The sequence below is a fragment of the Methylobacterium sp. Leaf88 genome (genome assembly GCF_001422795.1).
Lineage (GTDB): Bacteria > Pseudomonadota > Alphaproteobacteria > Rhizobiales > Beijerinckiaceae > Methylobacterium.
Map to the genome: position 1 here is coordinate 178,016 of NZ_LMMK01000024.1, position 20,590 is coordinate 198,605.

Annotated in this window: 21 protein-coding genes; 7 read left to right on the forward strand and 14 right to left on the reverse strand. The window is 69.7% G+C overall.

Annotation, left to right across the window (positions count from 1 at the left end; translation table 11 throughout):
- The 3 genes from ASF20_RS25010 to ASF20_RS15170 form a co-directional block, all read left to right on the forward strand.
- On the forward strand, positions 1-182 hold a 182-nt coding region (locus ASF20_RS25010; protein WP_244476447.1), incomplete at its 5' end, for a methylenetetrahydrofolate reductase.
- 137 nt (positions 183-319) lie between these two features.
- On the forward strand, positions 320-4,072 hold the full coding sequence (gene metH / locus ASF20_RS15165; protein WP_056275364.1) for a methionine synthase: 3,753 nt from the start codon (positions 320-322) through the stop codon (positions 4,070-4,072).
- Positions 4,073-4,215: 143 nt separating this feature from the next.
- On the forward strand, positions 4,216-4,662 hold the full coding sequence (locus ASF20_RS15170; RefSeq protein ID WP_056275367.1) for a hypothetical protein: 447 nt from the start codon (positions 4,216-4,218) through the stop codon (positions 4,660-4,662).
- Here the strand turns inward: ASF20_RS15170 and ASF20_RS15175 are convergent.
- Positions 4,659-4,874, reverse strand: coding sequence for a hypothetical protein (locus tag ASF20_RS15175; protein ID WP_056215381.1), 216 nt, complete (start codon positions 4,872-4,874; stop codon positions 4,659-4,661). The two genes, ASF20_RS15170 and ASF20_RS15175, sit on opposite strands and share 4 nt — an antisense overlap.
- A 217-nt stretch (positions 4,875-5,091) precedes the next feature.
- Between ASF20_RS15175 and fae the strand changes: the two genes are divergently transcribed.
- Positions 5,092-5,631, forward strand: a complete 540-nt coding sequence (gene fae, locus ASF20_RS15180) for a formaldehyde-activating enzyme (protein ID WP_056214816.1) — start codon at positions 5,092-5,094, stop codon at positions 5,629-5,631.
- Positions 5,632-5,694: 63 nt separating this feature from the next.
- Here fae and ASF20_RS15185 read toward each other — a convergent pair whose 3' ends face one another.
- The 3 genes from ASF20_RS15185 to ASF20_RS15195 form a co-directional block, all read right to left on the reverse strand.
- Entirely contained in the window at positions 5,695-6,150 is a 456-nt protein-coding gene (locus tag ASF20_RS15185; RefSeq protein ID WP_056275370.1) for a hypothetical protein, read from the reverse strand.
- A 29-nt stretch (positions 6,151-6,179) separates the two neighbouring features.
- Positions 6,180-7,166, reverse strand: coding sequence for a histidine kinase dimerization/phosphoacceptor domain -containing protein (locus ASF20_RS15190; RefSeq protein ID WP_056275373.1), 987 nt, complete (start codon positions 7,164-7,166; stop codon positions 6,180-6,182).
- 136 nt (positions 7,167-7,302) lie between these two features.
- Positions 7,303-10,626, reverse strand: coding sequence for an error-prone DNA polymerase (locus ASF20_RS15195; RefSeq protein ID WP_056275375.1), 3,324 nt, complete (start codon positions 10,624-10,626; stop codon positions 7,303-7,305).
- Positions 10,627-10,786: 160 nt separating this feature from the next.
- On the opposite strand from ASF20_RS15195, the gene ASF20_RS15200 reads away from it, so the two are divergent.
- Complete coding sequence (locus tag ASF20_RS15200) at positions 10,787-11,743, forward strand: D-2-hydroxyacid dehydrogenase family protein (protein ID WP_056275378.1); 957 nt, start codon at positions 10,787-10,789, stop codon at positions 11,741-11,743.
- A gap of 18 nt (positions 11,744-11,761) precedes the next feature.
- On the opposite strand, the gene nudC is transcribed toward ASF20_RS15200, so the two are convergent.
- From nudC to ASF20_RS15235, 7 genes are all read right to left on the reverse strand, one after another.
- The gene (gene nudC, locus ASF20_RS15205; RefSeq protein ID WP_056275380.1) at positions 11,762-12,667 is read right to left on the reverse strand and encodes an NAD(+) diphosphatase; all 906 of its coding nucleotides are present in this window, start codon (positions 12,665-12,667) and stop codon (positions 11,762-11,764) included.
- Positions 12,668-12,671: 4 nt separating this feature from the next.
- Positions 12,672-13,088, reverse strand: coding sequence for an HIT domain-containing protein (locus tag ASF20_RS15210; protein WP_056214836.1), 417 nt, complete (start codon positions 13,086-13,088; stop codon positions 12,672-12,674).
- 46 nt (positions 13,089-13,134) lie between these two features.
- Positions 13,135-13,914, reverse strand: coding sequence for a molybdopterin-dependent oxidoreductase (locus ASF20_RS15215; protein ID WP_056275383.1), 780 nt, complete (start codon positions 13,912-13,914; stop codon positions 13,135-13,137).
- Positions 13,914-14,552: a cytochrome b/b6 domain-containing protein gene (locus tag ASF20_RS15220; RefSeq protein WP_244476448.1), complete on the reverse strand. Its 639-nt coding sequence runs from the start codon at positions 14,550-14,552 to the stop codon at positions 13,914-13,916. Before ASF20_RS15220 ends, ASF20_RS15215 begins: the two co-directional genes overlap by 1 nt.
- 68 nt (positions 14,553-14,620) lie before the next feature.
- A complete protein-coding gene (locus tag ASF20_RS15225) occupies positions 14,621-15,220 on the reverse strand; it encodes a hypothetical protein (protein WP_056275389.1) in 600 nt (199 codons plus the stop codon).
- Positions 15,221-15,316: 96 nt separating this feature from the next.
- Entirely contained in the window at positions 15,317-15,916 is a 600-nt protein-coding gene (locus ASF20_RS15230; RefSeq protein ID WP_056214851.1) for a hypothetical protein, read from the reverse strand.
- A gap of 94 nt (positions 15,917-16,010) precedes the next feature.
- Entirely contained in the window at positions 16,011-16,868 is an 858-nt protein-coding gene (locus ASF20_RS15235) for a universal stress protein (RefSeq protein WP_056275393.1), read from the reverse strand.
- A gap of 328 nt (positions 16,869-17,196) precedes the next feature.
- Between ASF20_RS15235 and ASF20_RS15240 the strand changes: the two genes are divergently transcribed.
- Positions 17,197-17,904: a DUF4142 domain-containing protein gene (locus ASF20_RS15240; protein ID WP_056214857.1), complete on the forward strand. Its 708-nt coding sequence runs from the start codon at positions 17,197-17,199 to the stop codon at positions 17,902-17,904.
- Between the two features lie 103 nt (positions 17,905-18,007).
- On the opposite strand, the gene ASF20_RS15245 is transcribed toward ASF20_RS15240, so the two are convergent.
- From ASF20_RS15245 to ASF20_RS25020, 3 genes are read right to left on the reverse strand one after another with little or no spacing between them, the layout of a single operon-like run.
- Positions 18,008-18,679 carry a carbonic anhydrase gene (locus tag ASF20_RS15245; protein ID WP_056214861.1) on the reverse strand — a complete coding sequence of 224 codons (672 nt, stop codon included), beginning with the start codon at positions 18,677-18,679 and terminating at the stop codon, positions 18,008-18,010.
- A gap of 60 nt (positions 18,680-18,739) precedes the next feature.
- Positions 18,740-19,255 carry an NUDIX domain-containing protein gene (locus ASF20_RS25015; protein WP_244476449.1) on the reverse strand — a complete coding sequence of 172 codons (516 nt, stop codon included), beginning with the start codon at positions 19,253-19,255 and terminating at the stop codon, positions 18,740-18,742.
- A 21-nt stretch (positions 19,256-19,276) separates the two neighbouring features.
- Positions 19,277-20,059: a DUF429 domain-containing protein gene (locus tag ASF20_RS25020; protein WP_056275399.1), complete on the reverse strand. Its 783-nt coding sequence runs from the start codon at positions 20,057-20,059 to the stop codon at positions 19,277-19,279.
- A gap of 102 nt (positions 20,060-20,161) precedes the next feature.
- Here ASF20_RS25020 and ASF20_RS15260 point away from each other — a divergent pair, with 102 nt between their 5' ends.
- Positions 20,162-20,560, forward strand: coding sequence for a DUF3775 domain-containing protein (locus ASF20_RS15260; protein WP_056214871.1), 399 nt, complete (start codon positions 20,162-20,164; stop codon positions 20,558-20,560).
- Positions 20,561-20,590 lie beyond the last annotated feature (30 nt).

The following is a 20,590-nucleotide window of genomic DNA, read 5'->3' on the forward strand; positions in this document are numbered from 1 at the left end:
ACGTTGAGACCCGGCGCCTCGTGGCGGCGGCGGTGGCGGCCGAGCAGGTGCTCGACCTCGTCGACCACGGCGTCAACGACTTCCACTTCTACTCGATGAACCGGTCCGACCTCGTCTACGCCATCTGTCACGTGCTCGGCCTGCGGGCGCAGGCACCCAAGGTCGCCGCCAAGGCGGCATAAGCAAACGTCATCCCGGGGCGCCGAAGGCGAGTCCGGGATCCGACACGCCGACCCTGTCGAACTTCACTGTCCGGACCCGTCGCGGTTCCGGGTTCCGGGTGCCGCGCCGCGGTCCCGGAACGACGCGTGAGAAACCCATGACCGACCTGCGCCCCGTCGACGGAAAAGAGATCGAAGCCGCCCTGCGCCAGCGCGCTGGCGAGAAAATCCTCGTCCTCGACGGGGCGATGGGAACTGTGATCCAGCGCCTGGGCTACGGCGAGGCGGACTTCCGCGGTGACCGCTTCGGCGACCATGCGCACGACCAGAAGGGCAACAACGACCTCCTGATCCTGACCCAGCCCGACGCGATCCGGCAGATCCACCTCGATTACTTCCTGGCCGGGGCCGACGTCTGCGAGACCAACACCTTCTCGGGCACCACGATCGCCCAGGCCGATTACGGCATGGAATCGATCATCCACGAGCTGAACGCGCAAGGCGCGCGCCTTGCCCGCGAGGCCGCCCAGCTCGCCGAGCGCCAAGACGGCCGCCGCCGCTTCGTGGCCGGCGCTATCGGCCCGACCAACCGCACCCTGTCGATCTCGCCGGACGTCAACAATCCCGGCTACCGGGCCGTGACCTTCGACGAGGTCAAACAGGCCTACGAGGAGCAGGTGCGCGGCCTGATGGATGGCGGCGCCGAGCTCATCCTGATCGAGACCATCTTCGACACGCTGAACGCCAAAGCGGCGGTCGCCGCCGCCTGGGCGGTGTTCGAGGAGCGGGGCATGGCCCTGCCGATCATGATCTCGGGCACGATCACCGATCTCTCCGGCCGCACCCTCTCGGGCCAGACCCCGGAGGCATTCTGGAACGCGCTCCGCCACGCCGGCCCGCTCACCATCGGGCTGAACTGCGCGCTGGGCGCCAAGGAGATGCGCGGCCATATCTCGGAGCTGTCGCGCATCGCCGACACCCTGGTCTGCGCCTACCCGAATGCCGGCCTGCCCAACGAGTTCGGCCTCTACGACGAGAGCCCCGAGGCCATGGGCAAGCTGGTGGGCGAGTTCGCCACCGCCGGCCTCGTCAACATGGTCGGCGGCTGCTGCGGCACCACGCCGGACCACATCCGCGCCATCGCGCGGGCCGTAGAGGGCGTGAAGCCCCGCGCCATTCCCGAAGTGCCGCGCCTGATGCGCCTGTCGGGCCTGGAGCCGTTCACGCTGACGAAGGAGATCCCCTTCGTGAACGTCGGCGAGCGCACCAACGTCACCGGCTCGGCCAAGTTCAGGAAGCTCATCACCGCCGGCGACTACGCCGCCGCCCTCGACGTCGCCCGCGACCAGGTGGCGGCGGGCGCCAGCATCATCGACGTCAACATGGACGAGGGTCTGCTGGATTCCGAGAAGGCGATGGTGGAGTTTCTCAACCTCGTCGCCGCCGAGCCCGACATCGCCCGCGTGCCGGTGATGATCGATTCCTCGAAGTTCCACGTCATCGAGGCCGGGCTGAAGTGCGTCCAGGGCAAGGCGATCGTGAACTCGATCTCCATGAAGGAGGGCGTCGAGAAGTTCGTCCACGACGCCCGGGTGTGCCGCTCCTACGGCGCGGCGATCGTGGTGATGGCCTTCGACGAGCAGGGCCAGGCCGACACGCTGGAGCGCAAGGTCGAGATCTGCACCAAGGCCTACAGGGTCCTGACCGAAGAGGTCGGCTTCCCGCCGGAAGACATCATCTTCGACCCGAACGTGTTCGCCGTCGCCACCGGCATCGAGGAGCACAACGGCTACGGCGTCGCCTTCATCGAGGCGACCAAGACCATCCGCGAGACCCTGCCCCACGCCCACATCTCGGGCGGCATCTCGAACCTCAGCTTCGCCTTCCGCGGCAACGAGCCGGTGCGCGAGGCCATGCACGCGGTGTTCCTTTACCATGCGATCCAGGTCGGCATGGATATGGGCATCGTGAATGCCGGCCAGCTCGCGATCTACGACGAGCTGCCGCCCGAGCTGCGCGAACTCTGCGAGGACGTCGTCCTCAACCGGCGCGACGACGCCACCGATCGCCTGCTGGAGGCGGCCGAACGCTTCAAGTCCGGCGGCGGCGTCCAGGCCAAGACCGCCGACCTGTCCTGGCGCGAGGCGCCTGTCGAGAAGCGCATCGAGCACGCGCTCGTCAACGGGATCACCGAATACATCGTCGCCGACACGGAGGAGGCCCGCCTCGGGGCGGAGCGTCCGCTCCACGTCATCGAGGGCCCGCTCATGGCCGGCATGAACGTGGTGGGCGACCTGTTCGGCTCGGGCAAGATGTTCCTGCCGCAGGTGGTGAAGTCGGCCCGCGTGATGAAGCAGGCGGTCGCCTATCTCGAGCCCTTCATGGAGGCGGAGAAGCTCGCCAACGGCGGCGACGGCAAGCGCCAGGCCGCCGGCAAGATCCTGATGGCGACCGTGAAGGGCGATGTCCACGACATCGGCAAGAACATCGTCGGCGTCGTGCTCGCCTGCAACAACTACGAGATCATCGACCTCGGCGTGATGGTGCCGGCGGCCAAGATCCTCGACGTCGCCAAGCGCGAGAACGTCGACATCGTCGGCCTGTCCGGCCTCATCACCCCGTCGCTGGACGAGATGGTGCACGTCGCGGCCGAGATGGAGCGCGAGGGCTTCGACGTGCCGCTCCTCATCGGCGGCGCCACCACGAGCCGCGTCCACACGGCGGTGAAGATCCATCCCTCCTACAACCGCGGCCAGACCGTCTACGTCACCGATGCGAGCCGCGCCGTCGGCGTGGTCTCCAGCCTGCTCTCGAAGGAGACGCGGGATTCGACCATCGCCAACATCCGCGCCGAGTACCGCAAGGTCTCGGACGCCCATGCCCGCTCGGAGCTCGACAAGCAGCGCCTACCGCTGGCGAAAGCCCGCGCCAACCCGTTCCGGATCGACTGGTCGGGCTACCAGCCGAAGAAGCCGAGCTTCACCGGCGTGCGGGTCTACAGCTCCTACGAGGTCGCGGACCTCGTGCCCTACATCGACTGGACGCCGTTCCTGCAGACCTACGAGTTCAAGGGCCGCTACCCGGCGATCTTCGAGGATCCCAACCAGGGGCCGGCCGCCAAGGCCCTGTTCGACGACGCCCAGGAGATGCTGGCCCAGATCGTCTCCGAGCGCTGGTTCAACCCGAAGGCGATCATCGGCTTCTGGCCGGCGAACAGCCTGGGCGACGACATCACGCTCTTCACCGGCGAGAGCCGCTCGGAGACCCTCGCGACCTTCTTCGGCCTGCGCCAGCAGCTGACGAAGCGTGACGGGCGCGCCAACACCTGCCTGTCCGACTTCGTCGCGCCGGCCGAGACGGGGATCGCCGACTATGTCGGCGGCTTCGTCGTCACGGCGGGCCTGGAGGAGGTGCGCATCGCCGAGCGCTTCGAGCGGGCCAACGACGATTATCGCTCGATCCTGGTCAAGGCGCTCGCCGACCGCATCGCCGAGGCGTTGGCCGAGCGCATGCACGAGCGGGTCCGCCGCGAGTTCTGGGGCTACGCCGCCGACGAGACCTTCACGCCGGCAGACCTCGTGCGCGAGGAATATGCCGGTATCCGTCCCGCGCCCGGCTATCCCTCGCAGCCCGACCACACCGAGAAGGTCACGCTGTTCGATCTCCTCAAGGCGGAATCGCGCATCGGCGTGAAGCTCACCGAGTCGTACGCCATGTGGCCGGGCTCCTCGGTCTCGGGCCTCTACATCGCCCATCCGGAGGCGCATTACTTCGGCGTCGCCAAGGTGGAGCGCGACCAGGTCGAGGACTATGCCGTCCGCAAGGACATGGATGTGCGCGAGGTCGAGCGCTGGCTCGGCCCCATCCTGAACTACGATCCAGGCCGCTACCTCGCGGCCGCTGCCGAGTAGGATGCGCGATCCCGTCCCGGAAGCCGGGGCGGGATCGAATCACACCGGGATGTGGCCGGCGGAGGCTTGACCGTGGGCGCGCCTGCGCTTCAATGCCGATCAGGACCGACCATGGCCCGAGACCAGCGAAGGGCGTCTGAATCGTGTACCGGCTCACCGGCTCCCTCGTCGCCACCGTCGCGCTCGGGCTGATCGCCTCGGGCTGCACCGGCTTCGCCTACATCTCCAAGACCTATGTCAGCCTGACGCCCCAGGTCGTCACCATCGGTTGCAAGGACCCCTACGAGGTCTACGACCAGCGCCGGGTCCGCAAGATGCTGATCGTCTCCAACGCCCTGCGCGAGACCACCGGCTGCGGCATCGACGATGCGTTCGCCGGTGGCGATCCGGCCCTGACCCGGGTCAAGCGCTTCCGCGAAGCGGCGCGCACCTACCTGAACGAGACGGGGCGCGAGGATTGCCGGGTCCGCGGCGAGACCGTGTTCACCGACCTGCAGACCGAGTTCACCTACACCTGCGCGGCGCCGATCGAGTCCCGCGACGCCAAGGTGCAGACCCTGCCGGGCCGCAGCAACCGCGTCGGTCTCTAGCGTTCGCCGGAGCCCGAGGCGCGGGGAAACGTCCGCTCCATCGCGTCGCCCGATGCCGCCAGCAGCGCCCGCGCCAGGGTTCGGGCCTCCTCGCGGTCGAGGGCGAGGATCGCCGTGACCGGGGCGCCGTTCGTACCGGGCAGGCCGATCTCGACCCGGACCCCGTCAGGCGCGGCCGCCACCGCGATGCTCCAGTCCCGTTCTCCGCTCATGGGCTTTGCGCCTCTCCCGTGCCCTCGACCCTCCCGGTCGCCGGCGGTCCTGCATAACCGATCCTGCATGACTGATCCTGCATGACCGATCCGATGGCGTGAGGCCAGGGGCCGGAAGATCCGCCCCGCGATTGACGCCGTGCCGCCCTCTGGTGTTTGTGCGCCCCGACCCATCCCGGCCCCCGGGCACGGCGATCATTCAGGGAAGGAAGACCCCATGTCCGAGATCTGGTTCCGTACCGGCGAGGCGACCGTGCTCGCGGCGGAAGGGCAGTACACCGACGCGATGCCGGAGGTGCTGATCGGTTCCACCCGCGGCCCGGTGGGCCAGGCCTTCGCCGGCATGATGGGCCAGGTCCAGGGCCACACCCGGATGTTCGTGGTGCGCGATCTCAACCAGCTCGTACGCCCGGCCACGATGATGACCACGAAGGTCACGATTCATACGGCCGAGTATGCCGAATTGCTCGGCGGTGTCGTCCAGGCCGCCACGGGGGACGCCATCATCGACTGCGTGATCGAGGGCGTCCTGCCCAAGGACGGGCTCGACGAGCTTTGCATGATCATCATGATCTGGCTGGACGAGCGCTGCGGATCCGACCCGGACGTCGACCGCAAGGATCTCTACCGGACGAATTACGAGGCGACGAAGCTCGCGATCAGCCGCGCCATGAAGGGCGAGCCGACCATCGACGAGCTCATCGCCAACCGGAAGACGGTGAAGCACTACGCCCTGGAAGACGTGATCGAGTACTGATCCTTTCGGAGCTGCGACGGTGCGCGGATCCAGGGTGATCCGCGCATCCGGAGAAGGAGCCTCCTAACCCGGCGGGATCCGTCCCACCGAGCACAGGGTGCGGATCGAGCCGCTGGCGTCGGTGTAGCAGCTCGCCGACCAGCCGTTCTGCTGGATGAAGGATTTGCGCCGCTCCTTCAGGGCGGTGGCGTGCGCCGTGGCGATGGCGGCCTGGACCGCACCGGCACCCTCGCCGACCACGATCTCGGCCGCCAGGGCGAGATCGGCGAAGTAGGCGGCCGAGGGCGTCGGGTCGGAGGAGGCGGCCTGCACGATGGGCTCCGCCCGGCAGGTCAGGTCGAGCTTCAGGCCGCCGGGGACCCGCAGGTCGATGCTGGGGCCGGTGCGCCGGCCGACCTTTCCTCCCATGGCGCTGGCGATCCGGGCGGCGAGGTCGTCGCACGCGTCGGCCCATGCGAGGCCGGGTCCGAGCAGGCTCGCGCCGAGGAGGAGGGGGAGGAGGGCGCTGCGCAATCGCATGGTCGGGCTGTCCGGGGAGGTGAGGCCCCTCAGGGCGTGAAGGCGAGGCGGACCACCGTGCCGCCCTCGTTGCTGTAGGTGAGCTGGCCGCCGAGCTGTCCGGCGAGGCCCTGTGCGATGCGGAAGCCGAGGCTGCGCGTGGCGTCCGGGTCGAAATCCGCGGGCATGCCGCGCCCGTCATCGGCGATGACGAGCTGCAGGCGCTCCGCATCGAGCTGCTCGAGCTGGATCGTGATGGTGCCCCGCCGCCCGTCCGGGAAGGCGTGCTTCAGGGCGTTGGTCACCACCTCGACCACGAGGAGCGACAGGGTGGTGAGCTGGGTGAGATCGAACCGCAGGGGCGGCGTGTCGACGAGGCAGACGATGTTCTGGGCGCCCGTGGCGTCGAGGAGATCGGTGCAGAGCTCCTTGAGGTATTGCCCCACCGGGCGCTCGATGCTGCTCGGGTCGTACAGGCGCCGATGGATCCGCGAGATCGTCTCCAGCCGCACCCGGGCCTCGTCGAGGGCGGTGAGCGCCGCCTTCGGATCGTTGCCGACCTTGCGCTTCTGCAGGGTCAGCAGGGCGGCCACGAATTGCATGTTGTTGGCGACCCGGTGCTGCAGCTCCTGGAACATCGTGCGCTGCTGCTCGTAGAGCCCCGCCGAGACCTGCCGTTCGGTGCGCAGCCGCTCGCCCGCCCGGTGCATGACGTGGATCAGCGCGATGTCGACCGCGACGATGAACACGTAGAAGCACAGGGCCAGGGCGGTCGGCCTGTCGATGAGGAAGGTGCTGGCGGGCGGGATGAAGAAGTACCAGGCGGCGAAGCCGCTCAGGGCCGCGCAGGTGATGCCGGGCCGCAGGCCGAAGAAGAAGGTCGTGAGGATCACGGCCGGGAAGAACGTCAGGTAGGGAAAGCCCGGCGGCAGGATGTCGTCGAGGGCGAAGCGCAGGCCGAGGGCGAGGGCCGAAGCGGTCAGGGCGGCCCCCTCGCCCAGCCACGCGCGCGCGCGCAGGCGCTCGGTCGCATGCACGACCTGCCAGCCTTTCCACCAGGGGGCGTGTGTCGATGAGTGGGGCAGCGTCGTGGGTCTCGTCGAGGTTTGGAACAGCTCTAGTCTTGGGCAGGCCGAGTGGCCAGCGGGTTCGGCCCGTAGTCGCGATTCGGCCTCAATGAAAATCGCGGCTGCGGTAAATTCGTCGATCCTCCGGGGCGCCGAAATCGGTGGTCTCGGGCGGTAGCCGCAGGCCGCCGGCGCGCAGGTCGCGCAAGGCGGACGAGAGGTCGCGGAACTGTTCGGCCAGGAGGTGCACCACGAGGCCCTGGCGCTGCACCCGGCCGCGCACCGCCAGGAAGCGGGCACCCATGGCGGTCGCGCGGTTGGCCTCGAACACGTCGCGCCAGACGATGACGTTGGCGATCCCGGTCTCGTCCTCCAGGGTCAGGAACACCGTCCCGCGCGCCGTGCCCGGCCGCTGCCGGGTGAGGACGAGCCCCGCCACGGTGACGCGGGCATTGTTCGCCACGCGGGACCCGTCGTGGTGGTCGCGAGCCGGGATCGCGCCGATCCGGGCGAGCCGCGTCCGGAAGAACGCCACCGGGTGGCCCTTCAGGGAGAGGCCGGTGGCGGCGTAGTCCTCCGCCACGTGCTCCGAGGCCGCCAGGGCGGGCAGGGCCACGGCGGGTTCGGCCCGGAACAGCCCGTCATCGGCATGGAAGGCGAAGAGCGGCATCGGCGTGTCGAGGAGATGCGCCCGCCGGTCGCCGTCGGTCCGCAGGGCCGCCTTGCGGGCGGAGGTGCCCTCCAGGGTCCGCACCGCCCAGAGGGCGGCCCGCCGGTCGAGATCGAGGGAGCGGAACGCATCCGCCTCCGCCAGCCGCTCCAGGGCATTGCGGGGCAGGGCGAGGGCCGCCTGCAGGCCCTCGATGCTGGCATAGCCGTTGCCCCGCAGAGCCACGAGGCGGTGCATGGCGGCCTGCGGCACCCCGCTCACCTGGTGCAGGCCGAGGCGCACGGCGAAGCGCCGCGGGACGCCGGGGGGCGGGGGCTCCAGGGCCGGCTCGAGGGTGCAGTCCCAATCGCTCGCGTTGACGTCGACGCCGCGCACCTCGACCCCGTGGGCGCGGGCGTCGCGCACGAGCTGCGCCGGCTGGTAGAAGCCCATCGGCTGGGAGTTGAGGATCGCGGCGAGGAAGACGTCGGGATGCCGGCACTTCATCCAGGCCGAGGCGTAGACCAGCAGGGCGAAGCTCGCCGCATGGCTCTCGGGGAAGCCGTAGGTGGAGAAGCCCTCGATCTGCTTGAAGCAGCGTTCGGTGAAGTCGCGCGGGTAGCCGCGCGTCACCATGCCCTCGACGAACTTGGTGCGGAAGTTCACGATTTGGCCGTTGTGCCGGAAGGTGGCCATGGCTCGGCGCAGGCCGTCGGCCTCGTGCGGCTCGAAGCCGGCGGCGGTGATGGCGATCTGCATGGCGTGCTCCTGGAACAGGGGCACGCCATAGGTCCGCTTGAGGACACTCTCGAGTTCGTTCGCCGGCCCGTGATCGGGATGGGGGGAGGGGTATTCGACCGGTTCGATCCCCTGGCGGCGGCGCAGGTACGGGTGGACCATGTCGCCCTGGATCGGCCCCGGCCGGACGATCGCCACCTGCACCACGAGGTCGTAGAATTCCCGCGGCTTCAGGCGCGGCAGCATCGACATCTGCGCCCGGCTCTCGACCTGGAACACGCCCACCGAATCGGCCCTGGCCAGCATCGCGTAGGTGGCTTCGTCCGCGCGCGGCAGGTCGGCCAGCGTCGGATAGTCGTGCCCGTAATCGCGTGCCAGGAAATCCACGCCCCGGCGCAGGCAGCTCAGCATGCCGAGCGCCAGCACGTCGACCTTCATCAGGCCGAGGACGTCGATGTCGTCCTTGTCCCATTCGATGAAGGTGCGGTCCGCCATGGCGGCGTTGCCCACCGGCACGGTCTCGTCGAGGCGTCCGCGCGTCAGTACGAAGCCGCCCACATGCTGCGACAGGTGGCGCGGGAAGCCGATCAGCGCGTGGGCGAGTTCCAGCGCCTGCCGGATACGCGGATTGTCCGGGTCGAGCCCGGCCTGCCGGATATGCGCGTCGGGCAGGTCCTTGCCCCAGGAGCCCCAGACCGTGTCGGCCATCACGCCGGTGATGTCGGGGGGCAGCCCGAGGACCTTGCCGACCTCCCGGATGGCACTGCGCGGGCGGTAGTGGATCACCGTGGCGCAGATCGCGGCCCTGTCGCGGCCGTAGCGGTCGTAGAGGTACTGGATCACCTCCTCGCGGCGCTCGTGCTCGAAGTCGACGTCGATGTCGGGGGGCTCGGCCCGGTTCTCCGAGATGAAGCGGGCGAACAGCAGACGGATCTCGGTGGGGTCGACCGCCGTGATGCCGAGGCAGTAGCAGACCACGGAATTGGCCGCCGAGCCGCGCCCCTGGCACAGGATGCCCCGCTTGCGCGCGAACTCGACGATGTCGAACAGGGTGAGGAAGTAGCGCGCATAGTTCATCTTCTCGATGAGCCGCAGCTCATCCTGGATCGTGTTCATGATTTGTTCGGGAATGCCATCGGGATAGCGCCATTGGGCGCGCTTCATCACTTGGTCGGTCAGATAGCCCTGTGCGGTGAAACCCGGCGGCACCGGCTCGTCGGGGTATTCGTAGGTCAGTTCGTCGAGGGAGAAGCTGCAGGTCTCCGCGATCTCGATCGTGCGGGCCAGGGCCTCGGGATGATCGGCGAAGAGGCGCGCCATCTCGGCCGCCGGCCGCAGGTGGCGCTCCGCATTGGCCTCCAGGCGATAGCCCGCAGCCGCCAGGGTGCAGCCCTCGCGGATGCAGGCGACGATGTCCTGCAGGGGACGCCGGTCCGGGTGGTGGTAGAGCGCGTCCGAGACCGCCACCAGGGGGGCGCCCAGGCGTTCGCCCCAGGCGGCCAGGCGCCCGAGGCGGCGACGCTCGTCGCCGCGCCGGCGGTGACTCCCCGCCAGGGTGACCCGGCCGGGGGCCTCGGCGGCGAGCTGGCGGACATGGCCGAGGAAGGGGTCGTCGTCGCCGAGCCGCTCCGGCGGAACCGCGATGAGCATCTGGCCTTCGCTGGCGGCCAGGAGCTCCGAAAAATCGAACCGGCACTGACCCTTCTCGGAGCGGCGGTTGCCGAGGGTGAGGAGCCGGCACAGGCGGCCGTAGGCGGCCCGGTCCATCGGGTAGGCCACGGCTTCGAAGCCTTCTCGCGTCACGAGGCGCACGCCGGGCAGGAAGCGGATGCCGGGCTCGCCGGCAGCGGCGCGCCGCTTCGCCTCGGCATGGCCCCGTACCACGCCCGCCAGGGTGTTGCGGTCGGCGATGCCGATGGCGTGGAGCCCGAGCTCGGCGGCCTGCCCCACCATCTCGCCGGGATGCGAGGCCCCGCGCAGGAAGGAGAAGTTCGTGGTGACGGCGAGCTCGGCATAGGCGGGCGGTTCGGATATCGACGCCATCTTCCTCCCGGCTCCGCTGCATCCGTCTGCAGTCGAGAACGAATCGTGATCGTTTCGGATCCCGGGGTGCCGGTTTCGCGTCGCGGAGTCAAAGTCTCGAGGGCGGCTGGCCAAGCTGTTCGCTGTGCGTTAGCCCGGTCCTCCCCTGACAGGATGTCCCATGCTCACTTGTGCGATCCTCGACGATTACCAGGGCGTCGGCCCCACCATGGCCGACTGGTCTGGGCTGTCGGACCGCCTCACCCTGCGCGACCTGCGGACCACCTTCGCGTCGCGGGAGGCGCTGGTCGACGCGATCCGGGACTGCGAGATCGTCGTGATGATGCGCGAGCGCACGCCGTTCCCGGCCGACCTCTTCGCGCAGCTGCCGAAGCTGAAGCTCCTCCTCACCAGCGGCATGCGCAACGCCTCGATCGATCTGGCCGCCGCGCGGGCGCACGGCGTCACGGTCTGCGGCACCGCCAGCCACCCCGAGCCGCCGGTGGAGCTGACCTGGGCGCTGATCCTCGGGCTCGCCCGCCACCTTGTGCCGGAGGTGCAGGCCCTGCGGACGGGCGGACCCTGGCAGTCGAGCGTCGGCAGCGACCTGGCCGGCCGCCGTCTCGGCCTCGTCGGTCTCGGCAAGACGGGTGCCCGGGTCGCCCGGATCGGCCAGGCCTTCGGCATGGAGGTCAGCGCCTGGAGTCCCCATCTCACGGCCGAGCGGGCCGCGGCCGAGGGCGTGGCCCTCGCGCCCTCGCTGGCGGCGCTGCTGGCGGCGAGCGACGTTGTCTCGATCCACCTCGTCCTCGGCGCCCGCACCCGCGGCCTCGTCGACGACGCGGCCCTGCGCCGGATGCGGCCCGAGGCGTTCCTGATCAACACCTCCCGCGCCGCGATCGTGGACGAGGCCGCCCTCCTGGCCGCCCTCACCGAGAACCGGATCGCCGGTGCCGGCCTCGACGTCTTCGAGATCGAACCGCTGCCGCCGGATTCGCCCTGGCGCACCCTGCCCAACGTGCTGGCGACGCCGCATCTCGGCTACGTGACCGAGCGGAACTACCGCACCTATTTCCCCGAGATCGTGGAGGACATCCGTGCTTTCCTCGATGGGGCGCCGATCCGCGTCCTGGGATGAGCCGGCCGGGGCGGGGCCTCAGGCCCGCCCGTCCACGAAGGCCCGCATCAAGAGGTTGGCGATCGCCAGGGGGGGCGGCGTGGTCAGGCCGTCGGGATGGCGGCCCTCGAGCATCGCCGCGACGGTGTGCCGCGAGAACCATTGCGCGTCGGCGAGTTCCTCCGGATCGAGGGTGATGGTCGCGTCGAGGCTCTCGGCCACGCAGCCGATCATCAGCGAGGACGGGAATGGCCAGGGCTGCGAGGCGTGGTAGCGCACCGCGCCGATGGTCAGGCCGACTTCCTCGAAGGTCTCGCGCCGCACGGCGTCCTCGACGGTCTCGCCGGGCTCCAGGAAGCCGGCGAGGCAGGAATACATGCCCTCATGGAAACGCGGCGAGCGCCCGAGCAGGCAGGCATCGCCCCGGGTGATCAGCATGATCACCACGGGGTCGGTGCGGGGAAAGTGATGCGTCCCGCAGGCCGTGCATTCGCGGCGGTAGCCGCCGGCCGCGAGGGTCGTCGGCGCTCCGCACTGGGCGCAGAAGCCGTGACGCGCATTCCAGCCGAGCAGCGATTTCGCCGTGGCGAGGAGCCCGAGTTCATGGGGCGCGATCCGGCCCTCGCCGGCGAGGCTGCGCAGGTCGTTGGTCCGGAATCCCGGATCGGCATCGAGGCCCTCGGCCAGTTCCGCCGGAACGGCGGCGGCGAAGACCGGGTCGCCGTCCAGGCGGCCGAGATAGAGCGTCAGGCTGCGCGGGCCTGTCCGGGCGGCCACCTCCGGCGTCAGGAGTGCCGTGTCGCCGGCCAGTACGACGCGGTCGCCGGCCAGGACGACGATCCGCGCGCCGGGCGCGTCGAGGTCGGGGATCGCGGACGCGCTCTCGGCGGAGTGGCGCACGAGGCGGCTGTGGACGTAGCCGAGCTGGCCCGAGGCATCGACCATCGCCTCAGGCCGCCGCGAACAGGGCGCCGATGCGCTCGATCATCTGGGCGCGGGCATGGTGCGGGTAGGGGGTCGCGGTGCCGATGCCCCAAATGGGCTTCGGCCAGGCCGGATCGGAGTGGAAGCGCCCGATCACGTGGACATGGAGCTGGGCCACCACGTTGCCGAGGGCCGCGACATTGACCTTGTCGGGCTTGGCCAGCGCCAGCATCACCCCGGTGGCGATCCGCATCTCATCCATCAGGCTTCGGGCATCCTCCGGCGCGAGGTCCGTGATCTCGCTGGCGCCGGCCCGGCGCGGCACCAGGATCAGCCAGGGGAAGCGGGCATCGTCCATGAGGAGGACGCTGCAGAGGGCGAGGTCGCCCACGTGCACGGTGTCGGCGGCGAGCTGCGGGTCGAGGGCGAAGTCGGGTTCCATGCCGCTGCGATGTAGCGCGCAACCGTGGCCGATGCGAGGGCCGGCTTCAGATCCCGCTGAACCAATTGTAGCCCTGGTCCTCCCAGTAGCCGCCTGGATAATCGTTGGTCACGAAGATCGCTGCGATGTGCTTCGGGCTCTTGAAGCCGAGCTTCGTCGGCACCCGGACGCGGAGCGGATAGCCGTACTCGGGCGCGAGAGGCTGGCCGGCGAAATCGAGGGCCAGGATCGTCTGGGGATGCAGGGCGCTCGGCATGTCGAGGCTGCCGTAATAGCGGTCGGCACATTTGAAGCCGACATACTTGGCGGTCAGGTCGGCGCCGCTCCGTTCCAGGAAGGTCCGCAGCGGCACGCCGCTCCACTGCCCGATCTGGCTCCAGCCCTCGATGCAGATGTGCCGGGTGATCTGGCTCTCCTGCGGCAGGGCGCGCAGCTTCGCCAGCGTCCAAGGCGTCTTGTCGGCGACCCGGCCGGAGACCTCGAGCGTCCAAGTCGACTCGTCGATCTCCGGGATGTTGTCCGGCGGGTAGAAGGCGTTGAAGCGGAACGGCGTATCGATCATCGAGGCCGGGTAGGTGGGGGCCAGGGTCGTGGGGTCGAACAGCCATTGCTGGACCCGGTCGTTGGCCCGCGACATCGCCCAGAGCGCCCGGTCGGCCAGGGTGCCGTTGCTCCCCGTGGAGAGATCGCAGCCGGACAGGAGCGTCAGGGCGCCGACCGAGAGGCCGCCCCGCAGGAGCATGCGTCGTTCCAGGCTGGCGAGGTCCGGGGCGATGTCCCTGCGCAGGTCCTTCAGGCGGGCGGCGGTTTCGGGATCGCGGGACATCAGGCGGAGGTCTCCTCGGTGATGCGGGCACGCCCGGTGATCATCGCCAGCAGCGTGCTCGGCACGATGACCACGAGGGCGAGGTGCAGGAGGATGAAGCCGGCGAGACCCGCCATGGCGCCGAAATGGACCCGCCGCGCCCATTCATACCCACCGAACAGGTTGGCCAGGGTCTGCCACTGCACGGGCTTCCACAGGGCGCAGCCGGAGGCGACGAGGAGGAGGCCGAGCACGATGGCGATCAGGTAGGCGAGGCGCTGGACGGCGTTGTAGCGCCCGATCCGGTGGCTCAACCGCAGTCGCAAGGCCGCGCGGGCGTCGCGCCAGATCGCGCCCGGGTTCAGGGGCAGGAAGCTGGTGGCGAAGTGCCGGGCCAGGAGTCCGTAGGCGAGGTAGGTGAGGCCGTTGAGGGCGAAGAGCCACATCGCGGCGAAGTGCCAGGCGAGGGCGCCGCCGAGCCAGCCGCCGAGAGTGGCCCATTTGGGAAACACGAAGGGAAAGAGCGGCGAGGCGTTGTAGATCGCCCAGCCGCTGAACAGCATGCAGAACACCGCGACGGCGTTGATCCAGTGGGTGATCCGCACCACGAGCGGGTGGATCACCACGAGGCGCGACGGTGTTTCGGGGACGATCGCCAACGGGACCTCGAGATTTGGGGATGGAAATCCCGGCCCCATCCGCGATCGCGGAGGGGCCGGGGAGGGGATCACATCGACGGGACGGTGCCGTTGCGGCCGACGATCAGGACGGCGGCGTTGAGCTTGCCGTCCGCGCCCGCCTTGGTGAAGGCCACCACCTTGGCGCCCGGAACCACGATGCTCTTCTCGCCCGGATCGACCAGGGTCACGGGCACGTCCTGCGGCACCACGACCTTCTTCTCGCCGCCCTGATACTTGACCAGCAGGGTCCGGCCCTCGGTGCCGGACAGGCTGCCGATGGCACCGTTTGTCATGGTGGAGTTGGAGCCGAGATCCCACGGATAGTGGCCGTCGGCGGTGCCGCGCAGGGAGGAGGCGAACACCGTCACCTGCAGGGCCTTCTGGGTGCCGTCGGGCTGGGGGATCGCGGCGGTGCCGATGTAGCTCTCGGACTTGATGTCGGAGAGCTGGCCCGTGCTGGCGGCCAGGATCTTGGTGTCGTCCCCGAAGACCACGGTCTTAGTCTCGCCCATGCGGGGCTTGATCGTGACGGTCGAACCATCGACCGACTCGATGGTGCCGCGGTATCGCACCACGTCGGCGGCACGCGCCGGCGCGGTGGCGAGCGCGAGGCCGACGGTGAGGCCGGTGAGCAGCGTCTTCATCATGGCGTTCTCCCTGGGGTATTGGGGGACGGGCGCGGAGCGCCCGTCCCACCCGGTGTTCCGGGCGTCTTCAGGCGATGGGGCTGGCTGCGCCTTCGCTCACATCGGCGGGACGGTGCCGTTCTCGCCCACGATCATCCGGTCGGCCACCGCGACGCCGCCGGCATCCGCTTTGGTGAAGGCGACCACGCGGGCGCCCGGCTTGATCTTGCTGGCGTCTCCGGGGGCAAGGGCCACGACCGGCACGCCCTCCGGCACCGTGATGGTCTTCTCGCCGCCCTTGTAGGTCACCCGGATCGTTCGGTCGGTGGTCCCCGAGAGGGCCCCCACCGCGCCGTTGGTCATGGTGTTTTCCTTCTCGAGATCCCACGGATAGTGGCCGTCGCCGGTCCCGCGCATGCTCGGCGCGAACACCGCGACCTCGAGAGCCTTCAGGGTTCCGTCCGGCTGCGGCGTGGCCGCGGTCCCGATGTAGCTGTCGGGCTGGATGTCGCTGATCTTGGCGCTGTTGGCGGTGGCGACCCGGACGGAGTCGCCCAGCTTCACCTGCACCGGGGCGCCGAGGCGCGGCTTGATGGTGACGCTGGTGCCGTCCACCGCCTCGATCGTGCCTCGGATGCGGACGACGGGGGAGTCGGCCATGGCCGGCAGGCCGAGAGCGAGGCCGGACAGGGCGAGGACAAGGGTCAGCGACTTCATGCAGAGGATTCCTGGCGACCGGTTCGAACCGGCCGCCGGAACGGTGCTCCCGATCTTCTGCGTGCGCAAGTCAATTGCGCGCGATGCGGATCGATCAGTGGGCCATCAGCATCGGGATCGCCGCATGGGCGAGGAGGTGGCTTGTTGGGCCGCCGAAGATCATCTGGCGCAGGCGGCTCTGGGTGTAGGCGCCCTTGATCAGGAGGTCGCACCCGAAGGTTTCGGCCTCGGCGAGGTAGACCTCTCCCGGGGTCCGCCGGCCGGCCGAATGGGCCCGGAAGTCGGCGCTGATGCCCTCGCAGGCCAGGGCGCGGGCCAGTTCCTCGGCGGTCGGGCCCGGCACCGTCCCACCCTCGACGCTGATGACGCGGATCCGTTTGGCTTGCCGCAGGAACGGCATTGCGAAGGCCACGGCGCGGGCGGTCTCGGTGGAGCCGTTCCAGGCGATCAGGATCGCCTCGCCCAGGGTGGCCGGGGCGATCGGCGGCGCCAACAGGATCGGACGGCCGCTCTCGAACAGGGCGGTCTCGAAGGTGGTCATACGCGGGGCGCCGTCCTCCGTGCCGGGCCGGCCCACCACCGTAGCGGTGAACAAGCGCGCGTACTGGCCCAGGAAGCCGTCGCCGGCCGGCACGTCGGCCCGCCAGCGGTAGCGCGGACCGGCGGCCAGGGCCTCCGGGTTGCACGGGCCCTCGGCCGCGAGCGGCAGGCCGGCCCGGGTCATGAAGTCGATGAACTGCCGCCCGGCGCGCTCGGCCTCGACCTTGTCGGCCTCCTCGTCACGGAGCCAGGTCATGCCGCCGACCATGTCGACGGGAACGTACTCGGCCAGGGCCGGCCGCAGGGAGACGCCCTCGATGAGGCTGCCGAACCGGCGGGCGGTGAGGATCGCGGTCTCGAAGACCGAGGGCAGGGCGTCGTGGGACGCGACGGGAACGAGCAGGGTCTTCATCGGGAGCCTTCCTCGCAGCGGCACGATGGGCCCAAGCTAGAGCGAAACGCGGTCCCGGAAAACAGGATGGCCGAGGCCGCCTGAAGTTTTCCCGAGGCCTCTGCGTCGCCAAACCAAGAGGCACGGCACACCGACTAATCGATCGATAAGCTTGGCCATTTCAAAGGTCAGTCGCTTTCGGGAAAAGCTCAGAAAAGACTTTGTCCAAGTTGGGAACCCCTTCGGAACTTCCTCGTTGGCCCCCCAATCGTGACAGGCGGGCTTCGCGTCGGGAAGAAATAGCCTTCGCGCGTTCGAGCTGCACTGTCTCGCCGGATTTGAGGAACACATGATCAAGAAAACTCTCGCTCTCACCGCCCTGATGACCGCCCTGTCCGCTCCCGCCTTCGCGCAGAGCATGGGCGATTTCCGCATGGACGCCATGCAGGCCAACGCCTTCGAGATTCAGTCGAGCCAGATTGCGATCAACAAGAGCCGCAACCCGCAGGTGCTGCGCTTCGCCCGCGATGCGATCCGTGACCACCGCGCCGCCAACGTCGCGCTGGCCGGTGGCGAGAACAACTACGCCGCGGTGCGCGGCAACGAGGGTCTCGGCGGCCTGATCACCGCCCCGCTCGCGGTCGCGGGTGGTGCGGTCGGTGCGGCCACGGGCGCCGCCGCCGGCGCAGTGGGCGGCACCCTGAGCGGCGGTCCCATCGGGGGCGTCGAGGGGATCGGTTCGGGCGCGGCCCGCGGCGCGGCGACGGGCAGCCAGGCCCTGCGCGGCGACGTGGACACCACGGCCGGCACCACCATCATCCAGCCGAACCCGCAGCAGCAGGCCATGCTCGCTGAGCTGTCGCAGACGCCCGCCGGTCCGCGCTTCGACCGTCTCTACGGCCGCATGCAGGTCCAGTCGCACGAAATGACCATTGGCATGTTCCGCTCCTACGCCGCTTCGGGCCCGAACCCGGCCCTGCGCGCCCATGCGGAGCAGGCCCTGCCGGTCCTGCAGGCCCATTACCAGATGGCGCAGAGCCTTCCGGGCGCCCGCTGAACCGTACCAGTGCCACGTCGGGCTTCATCGCCCGGCGTGGTGCGACGATCGAGAAGGACGCCAAGCCTCGGCGCCTGGCGTCCTTTTTCGTTCCAGGGCGGGCTTACGCCTCGGCGCAGCCGATCATCGAAGCCGGGCTCAGGCTGCGTCCCGCCTGGTCGATGGCGGGTTTGAACGCGCCGGTCTCGGGGTCGCGCAGGAGCAATTCACCGCGCGCGATGCCGAAGTGGGCCCCGTGCAGGGTCAGCTGCCCGCCTTCCACTCGCTTGCGCACGAACGGGAATGTCATCAGGTTCTCGAGGCTCTGCGCGACCATCGCGTATTCGAGGCGGGTCAGGTAGTCCGGGGCCTCCGTGTCGCCGGCCTTGCTGGCGGCGGGCTCGACCAGGGAGACCCACTTGCCGATGAAGTCACCCTTCGAGAGGGGCTTGGCGGGGTTGGCGTAGGCCTTGATGCCGCCGCAGGTGGCGTGCCCCAGCACCACGATGTGCTTGACCTCCAGGCCCTCCACCGCGAACTCGATCGCCGCCGAAGTGCCGTGATAATCGCCGCCGGTCTCGTGCGGGGGGACGATGTTGGCGACGTTGCGGATCACGAAGAGTTCACCCGGTCCGGTATCGAAGATCACCTCCGGCGAGACGCGGCTGTCGCAGCAGCTGATCATCAGGACCTCGGGGCTCTGGCCCTCGGCGAGCTTGGCGTAGCGCTTGGCCTCGTCGGTCAGGCGTCCGTCGATGAAGGAGCGGTAGCCGGCCTTCAGCGTCTCTGGAAACATGGGTTGATCCTCGCTCATGGGTGTCGTGGAAGGCGCGCCAACGCGTGGCGCGCCGGATGGCTACGGTTGCTCCCGCCAGTTTAGGACGACTGGCGCCGCCGGTATCGTCCCGGCAACGATGTCGCGGGCGACCTCGACCAGCCCCCTCGGCTCGATGCGCTCGGAGGTGGACGCGAGTTCGGCCAGCGTCCACCAGCGGGTGCCGAGGACGGGGTTGTCCTCGGTCTCGGCCAGGCGGCTCGTGTCCACGGTCGCGTTGGGCAGGCGGACGACGAAGTAGCGCTCGCGGGCGTAGCGGGAGGTCCGGAACAGGTGGAAGGGGCCGTTGCAGGACGCGACCTGCGGCCCGATTTCGGCATCCGCCACGCCGATTTCCTCGGACAGTTCGCGCCGGCAGGCCTCCACATGCGTCTCGCCGGCCTCCAGCCCGCCCCCGGGCATGAACCAGAAGGTGCGGTCTTCCGGCTTGTTCGGATCGATCGGGCGCACGGACTCGTAGGCGATGAGCAACAGGCGGTGATCGGGATCGAACACCAGCGCCCGGGCGATGTCGCGAACGGTCAGATCCTGCCTCATGTCCATTCCCGCCGCCCCGCTTCAGCTCCCCGATCTAGCAGGGATTTCGCTGGCGGCCAGGGGGTGGCCCGGCGGATCGGCCGGCATCCAGATCGCGACGGGAAGGCCCTCGCCGTCCCGGTCGGGCGGATCGGGCAGGGGGCGGGCACGGCCCTCGGCGAGATCGCGGGCGACCACGAGGGCGGCCAGCGCATCGAGGTGGTCGTCGGCACCGACCCCGGATGGCCGTCCCGTGATCAGGCCCTCGGGCAGGCCGGCGCGTCCGAGCAGGGCGCGGCGTTCGGAAAGGCCCGCCTGGCGTGCCGGGCCCTTCTTGCCCGCCGCCAGGGGACGTCCGCCGTTGAGGCAGCGGAACACGATCTCGGGATGGACCTCGTGAAGGCGCGCCATGAGATCCGGGCGGGCGCGCAGCAGCCCATCAACCGCCCGGATGGCAGGCAGGATGTTCCAGCACTGGATCGAGGGCGCGAAGGGCGGCGTGCTGCGCGCCCGCGACAGCGCCTTCGCGTCCTCGTAGGTCGCCGCATAGACCGCTGCGCGAGCCGGCACCGGAAACACGCTGGCCCGTCCGGCACCCAGGACGGCGCGTGCTGCCCGATCGGCACTTCGTCCACCGCCGGTCACGTGTGCCTCCAGACCGATGGGACAGTCGATCCCCACGCGGATCGGCGCCTCGGGACCGTCGAGGAGGTCGACCGGCCGAGCGACGCGTACGGCGCGGAAGCGGGCGGGGTCGTCGAGGTCGAGAAGGACCCCGGCCCAGACCCCACGGCACCCGTCGAGACCCCCGATCCAGCGCGTCATCGGTGTCGGCCGGACGCGGTCGGCGCGAACCGGATCGGGCTTGGCCCGTTGTCGCTGCTCAGGACCGCCGCTGCCGGCGGCCGCCGAAGCGGGAATGCGTTCATGGACATCGCCGTCGACAAGGTCACCGAGATCATCCTGCGCGTGCGCGCCGTCGATGTGAAGGAAGGGGCGACCGACCCCGATTCCGGCTCCAACCCCACCGATGACGGGGCCACCGACGTGCTCGTCTCGGGCACGGACGACGCCACTGAGGAAGAATTGCGGTCGATGATCGGCGCCCTCAACGACGACGAGCGCGCCGACCTCCTGGCGCTCCTCTATATCGGGCGCGGCGACATGGAGCCCGAGGAATGGTCCGAGGCGGTACGCTTCGCCCGCGAGCGCGAGGCGGTCGGCGAAGGGGCCGCCCACGAGATCCTCGGCATCCCCAATGCGGGCGACCTTCTCGAAGAGGGCCTGTCCAACCTCGGCATCACGCCGGACCTGCCCCAGGCCTAAGGCCAACAGGAACCCGAGGCGGGCGGTGCG

Excerpts from the sequence above, each read along its gene's own strand:
- ASF20_RS25015 (WP_244476449.1), bottom strand. The coding sequence starts at position 19,255 with ATGAGGCAGGATCTGACCGTTCGCGACATCGCCCGGGCGCTGGTGTTC.
- ASF20_RS15210 (WP_056214836.1), bottom strand. The coding sequence starts at position 13,088 with ATGGAACCCGACTTCGCCCTCGACCCGCAGCTCGCCGCCGACACCGTG.
- fae (WP_056214816.1), top strand. The coding sequence starts at position 5,092 with ATGTCCGAGATCTGGTTCCGTACCGGCGAGGCGACCGTGCTCGCGGCG.
- ASF20_RS15235 (WP_056275393.1), bottom strand. The coding sequence starts at position 16,868 with ATGAAGACCCTGCTCGTTCCCGTCGCGTCCCACGACGCCCTGCCCTCG.
- ASF20_RS15240 (WP_056214857.1), top strand. The coding sequence starts at position 17,197 with ATGATCAAGAAAACTCTCGCTCTCACCGCCCTGATGACCGCCCTGTCC.
- metH (WP_056275364.1), top strand. The coding sequence starts at position 320 with ATGACCGACCTGCGCCCCGTCGACGGAAAAGAGATCGAAGCCGCCCTG.
- ASF20_RS15195 (WP_056275375.1), bottom strand. The coding sequence starts at position 10,626 with ATGGCGTCGATATCCGAACCGCCCGCCTATGCCGAGCTCGCCGTCACC.
- ASF20_RS15230 (WP_056214851.1), bottom strand. The coding sequence starts at position 15,916 with ATGAAGTCGCTGACCCTTGTCCTCGCCCTGTCCGGCCTCGCTCTCGGC.
- nudC (WP_056275380.1), bottom strand. The coding sequence starts at position 12,667 with ATGGTCGATGCCTCGGGCCAGCTCGGCTACGTCCACAGCCGCCTCGTG.
- ASF20_RS15245 (WP_056214861.1), bottom strand. The coding sequence starts at position 18,679 with ATGTTTCCAGAGACGCTGAAGGCCGGCTACCGCTCCTTCATCGACGGA.
- ASF20_RS15215 (WP_056275383.1), bottom strand. The coding sequence starts at position 13,914 with ATGTCCCGCGATCCCGAAACCGCCGCCCGCCTGAAGGACCTGCGCAGG.
- ASF20_RS25020 (WP_056275399.1), bottom strand. The coding sequence starts at position 20,059 with ATGACGCGCTGGATCGGGGGTCTCGACGGGTGCCGTGGGGTCTGGGCC.
- ASF20_RS15200 (WP_056275378.1), top strand. The coding sequence starts at position 10,787 with ATGCTCACTTGTGCGATCCTCGACGATTACCAGGGCGTCGGCCCCACC.
- ASF20_RS15225 (WP_056275389.1), bottom strand. The coding sequence starts at position 15,220 with ATGATGAAGACGCTGCTCACCGGCCTCACCGTCGGCCTCGCGCTCGCC.
- ASF20_RS15260 (WP_056214871.1), top strand. The coding sequence starts at position 20,162 with ATGGACATCGCCGTCGACAAGGTCACCGAGATCATCCTGCGCGTGCGC.
- ASF20_RS15175 (WP_056215381.1), bottom strand. The coding sequence starts at position 4,874 with ATGAGCGGAGAACGGGACTGGAGCATCGCGGTGGCGGCCGCGCCTGAC.
- ASF20_RS15185 (WP_056275370.1), bottom strand. The coding sequence starts at position 6,150 with ATGCGATTGCGCAGCGCCCTCCTCCCCCTCCTCCTCGGCGCGAGCCTG.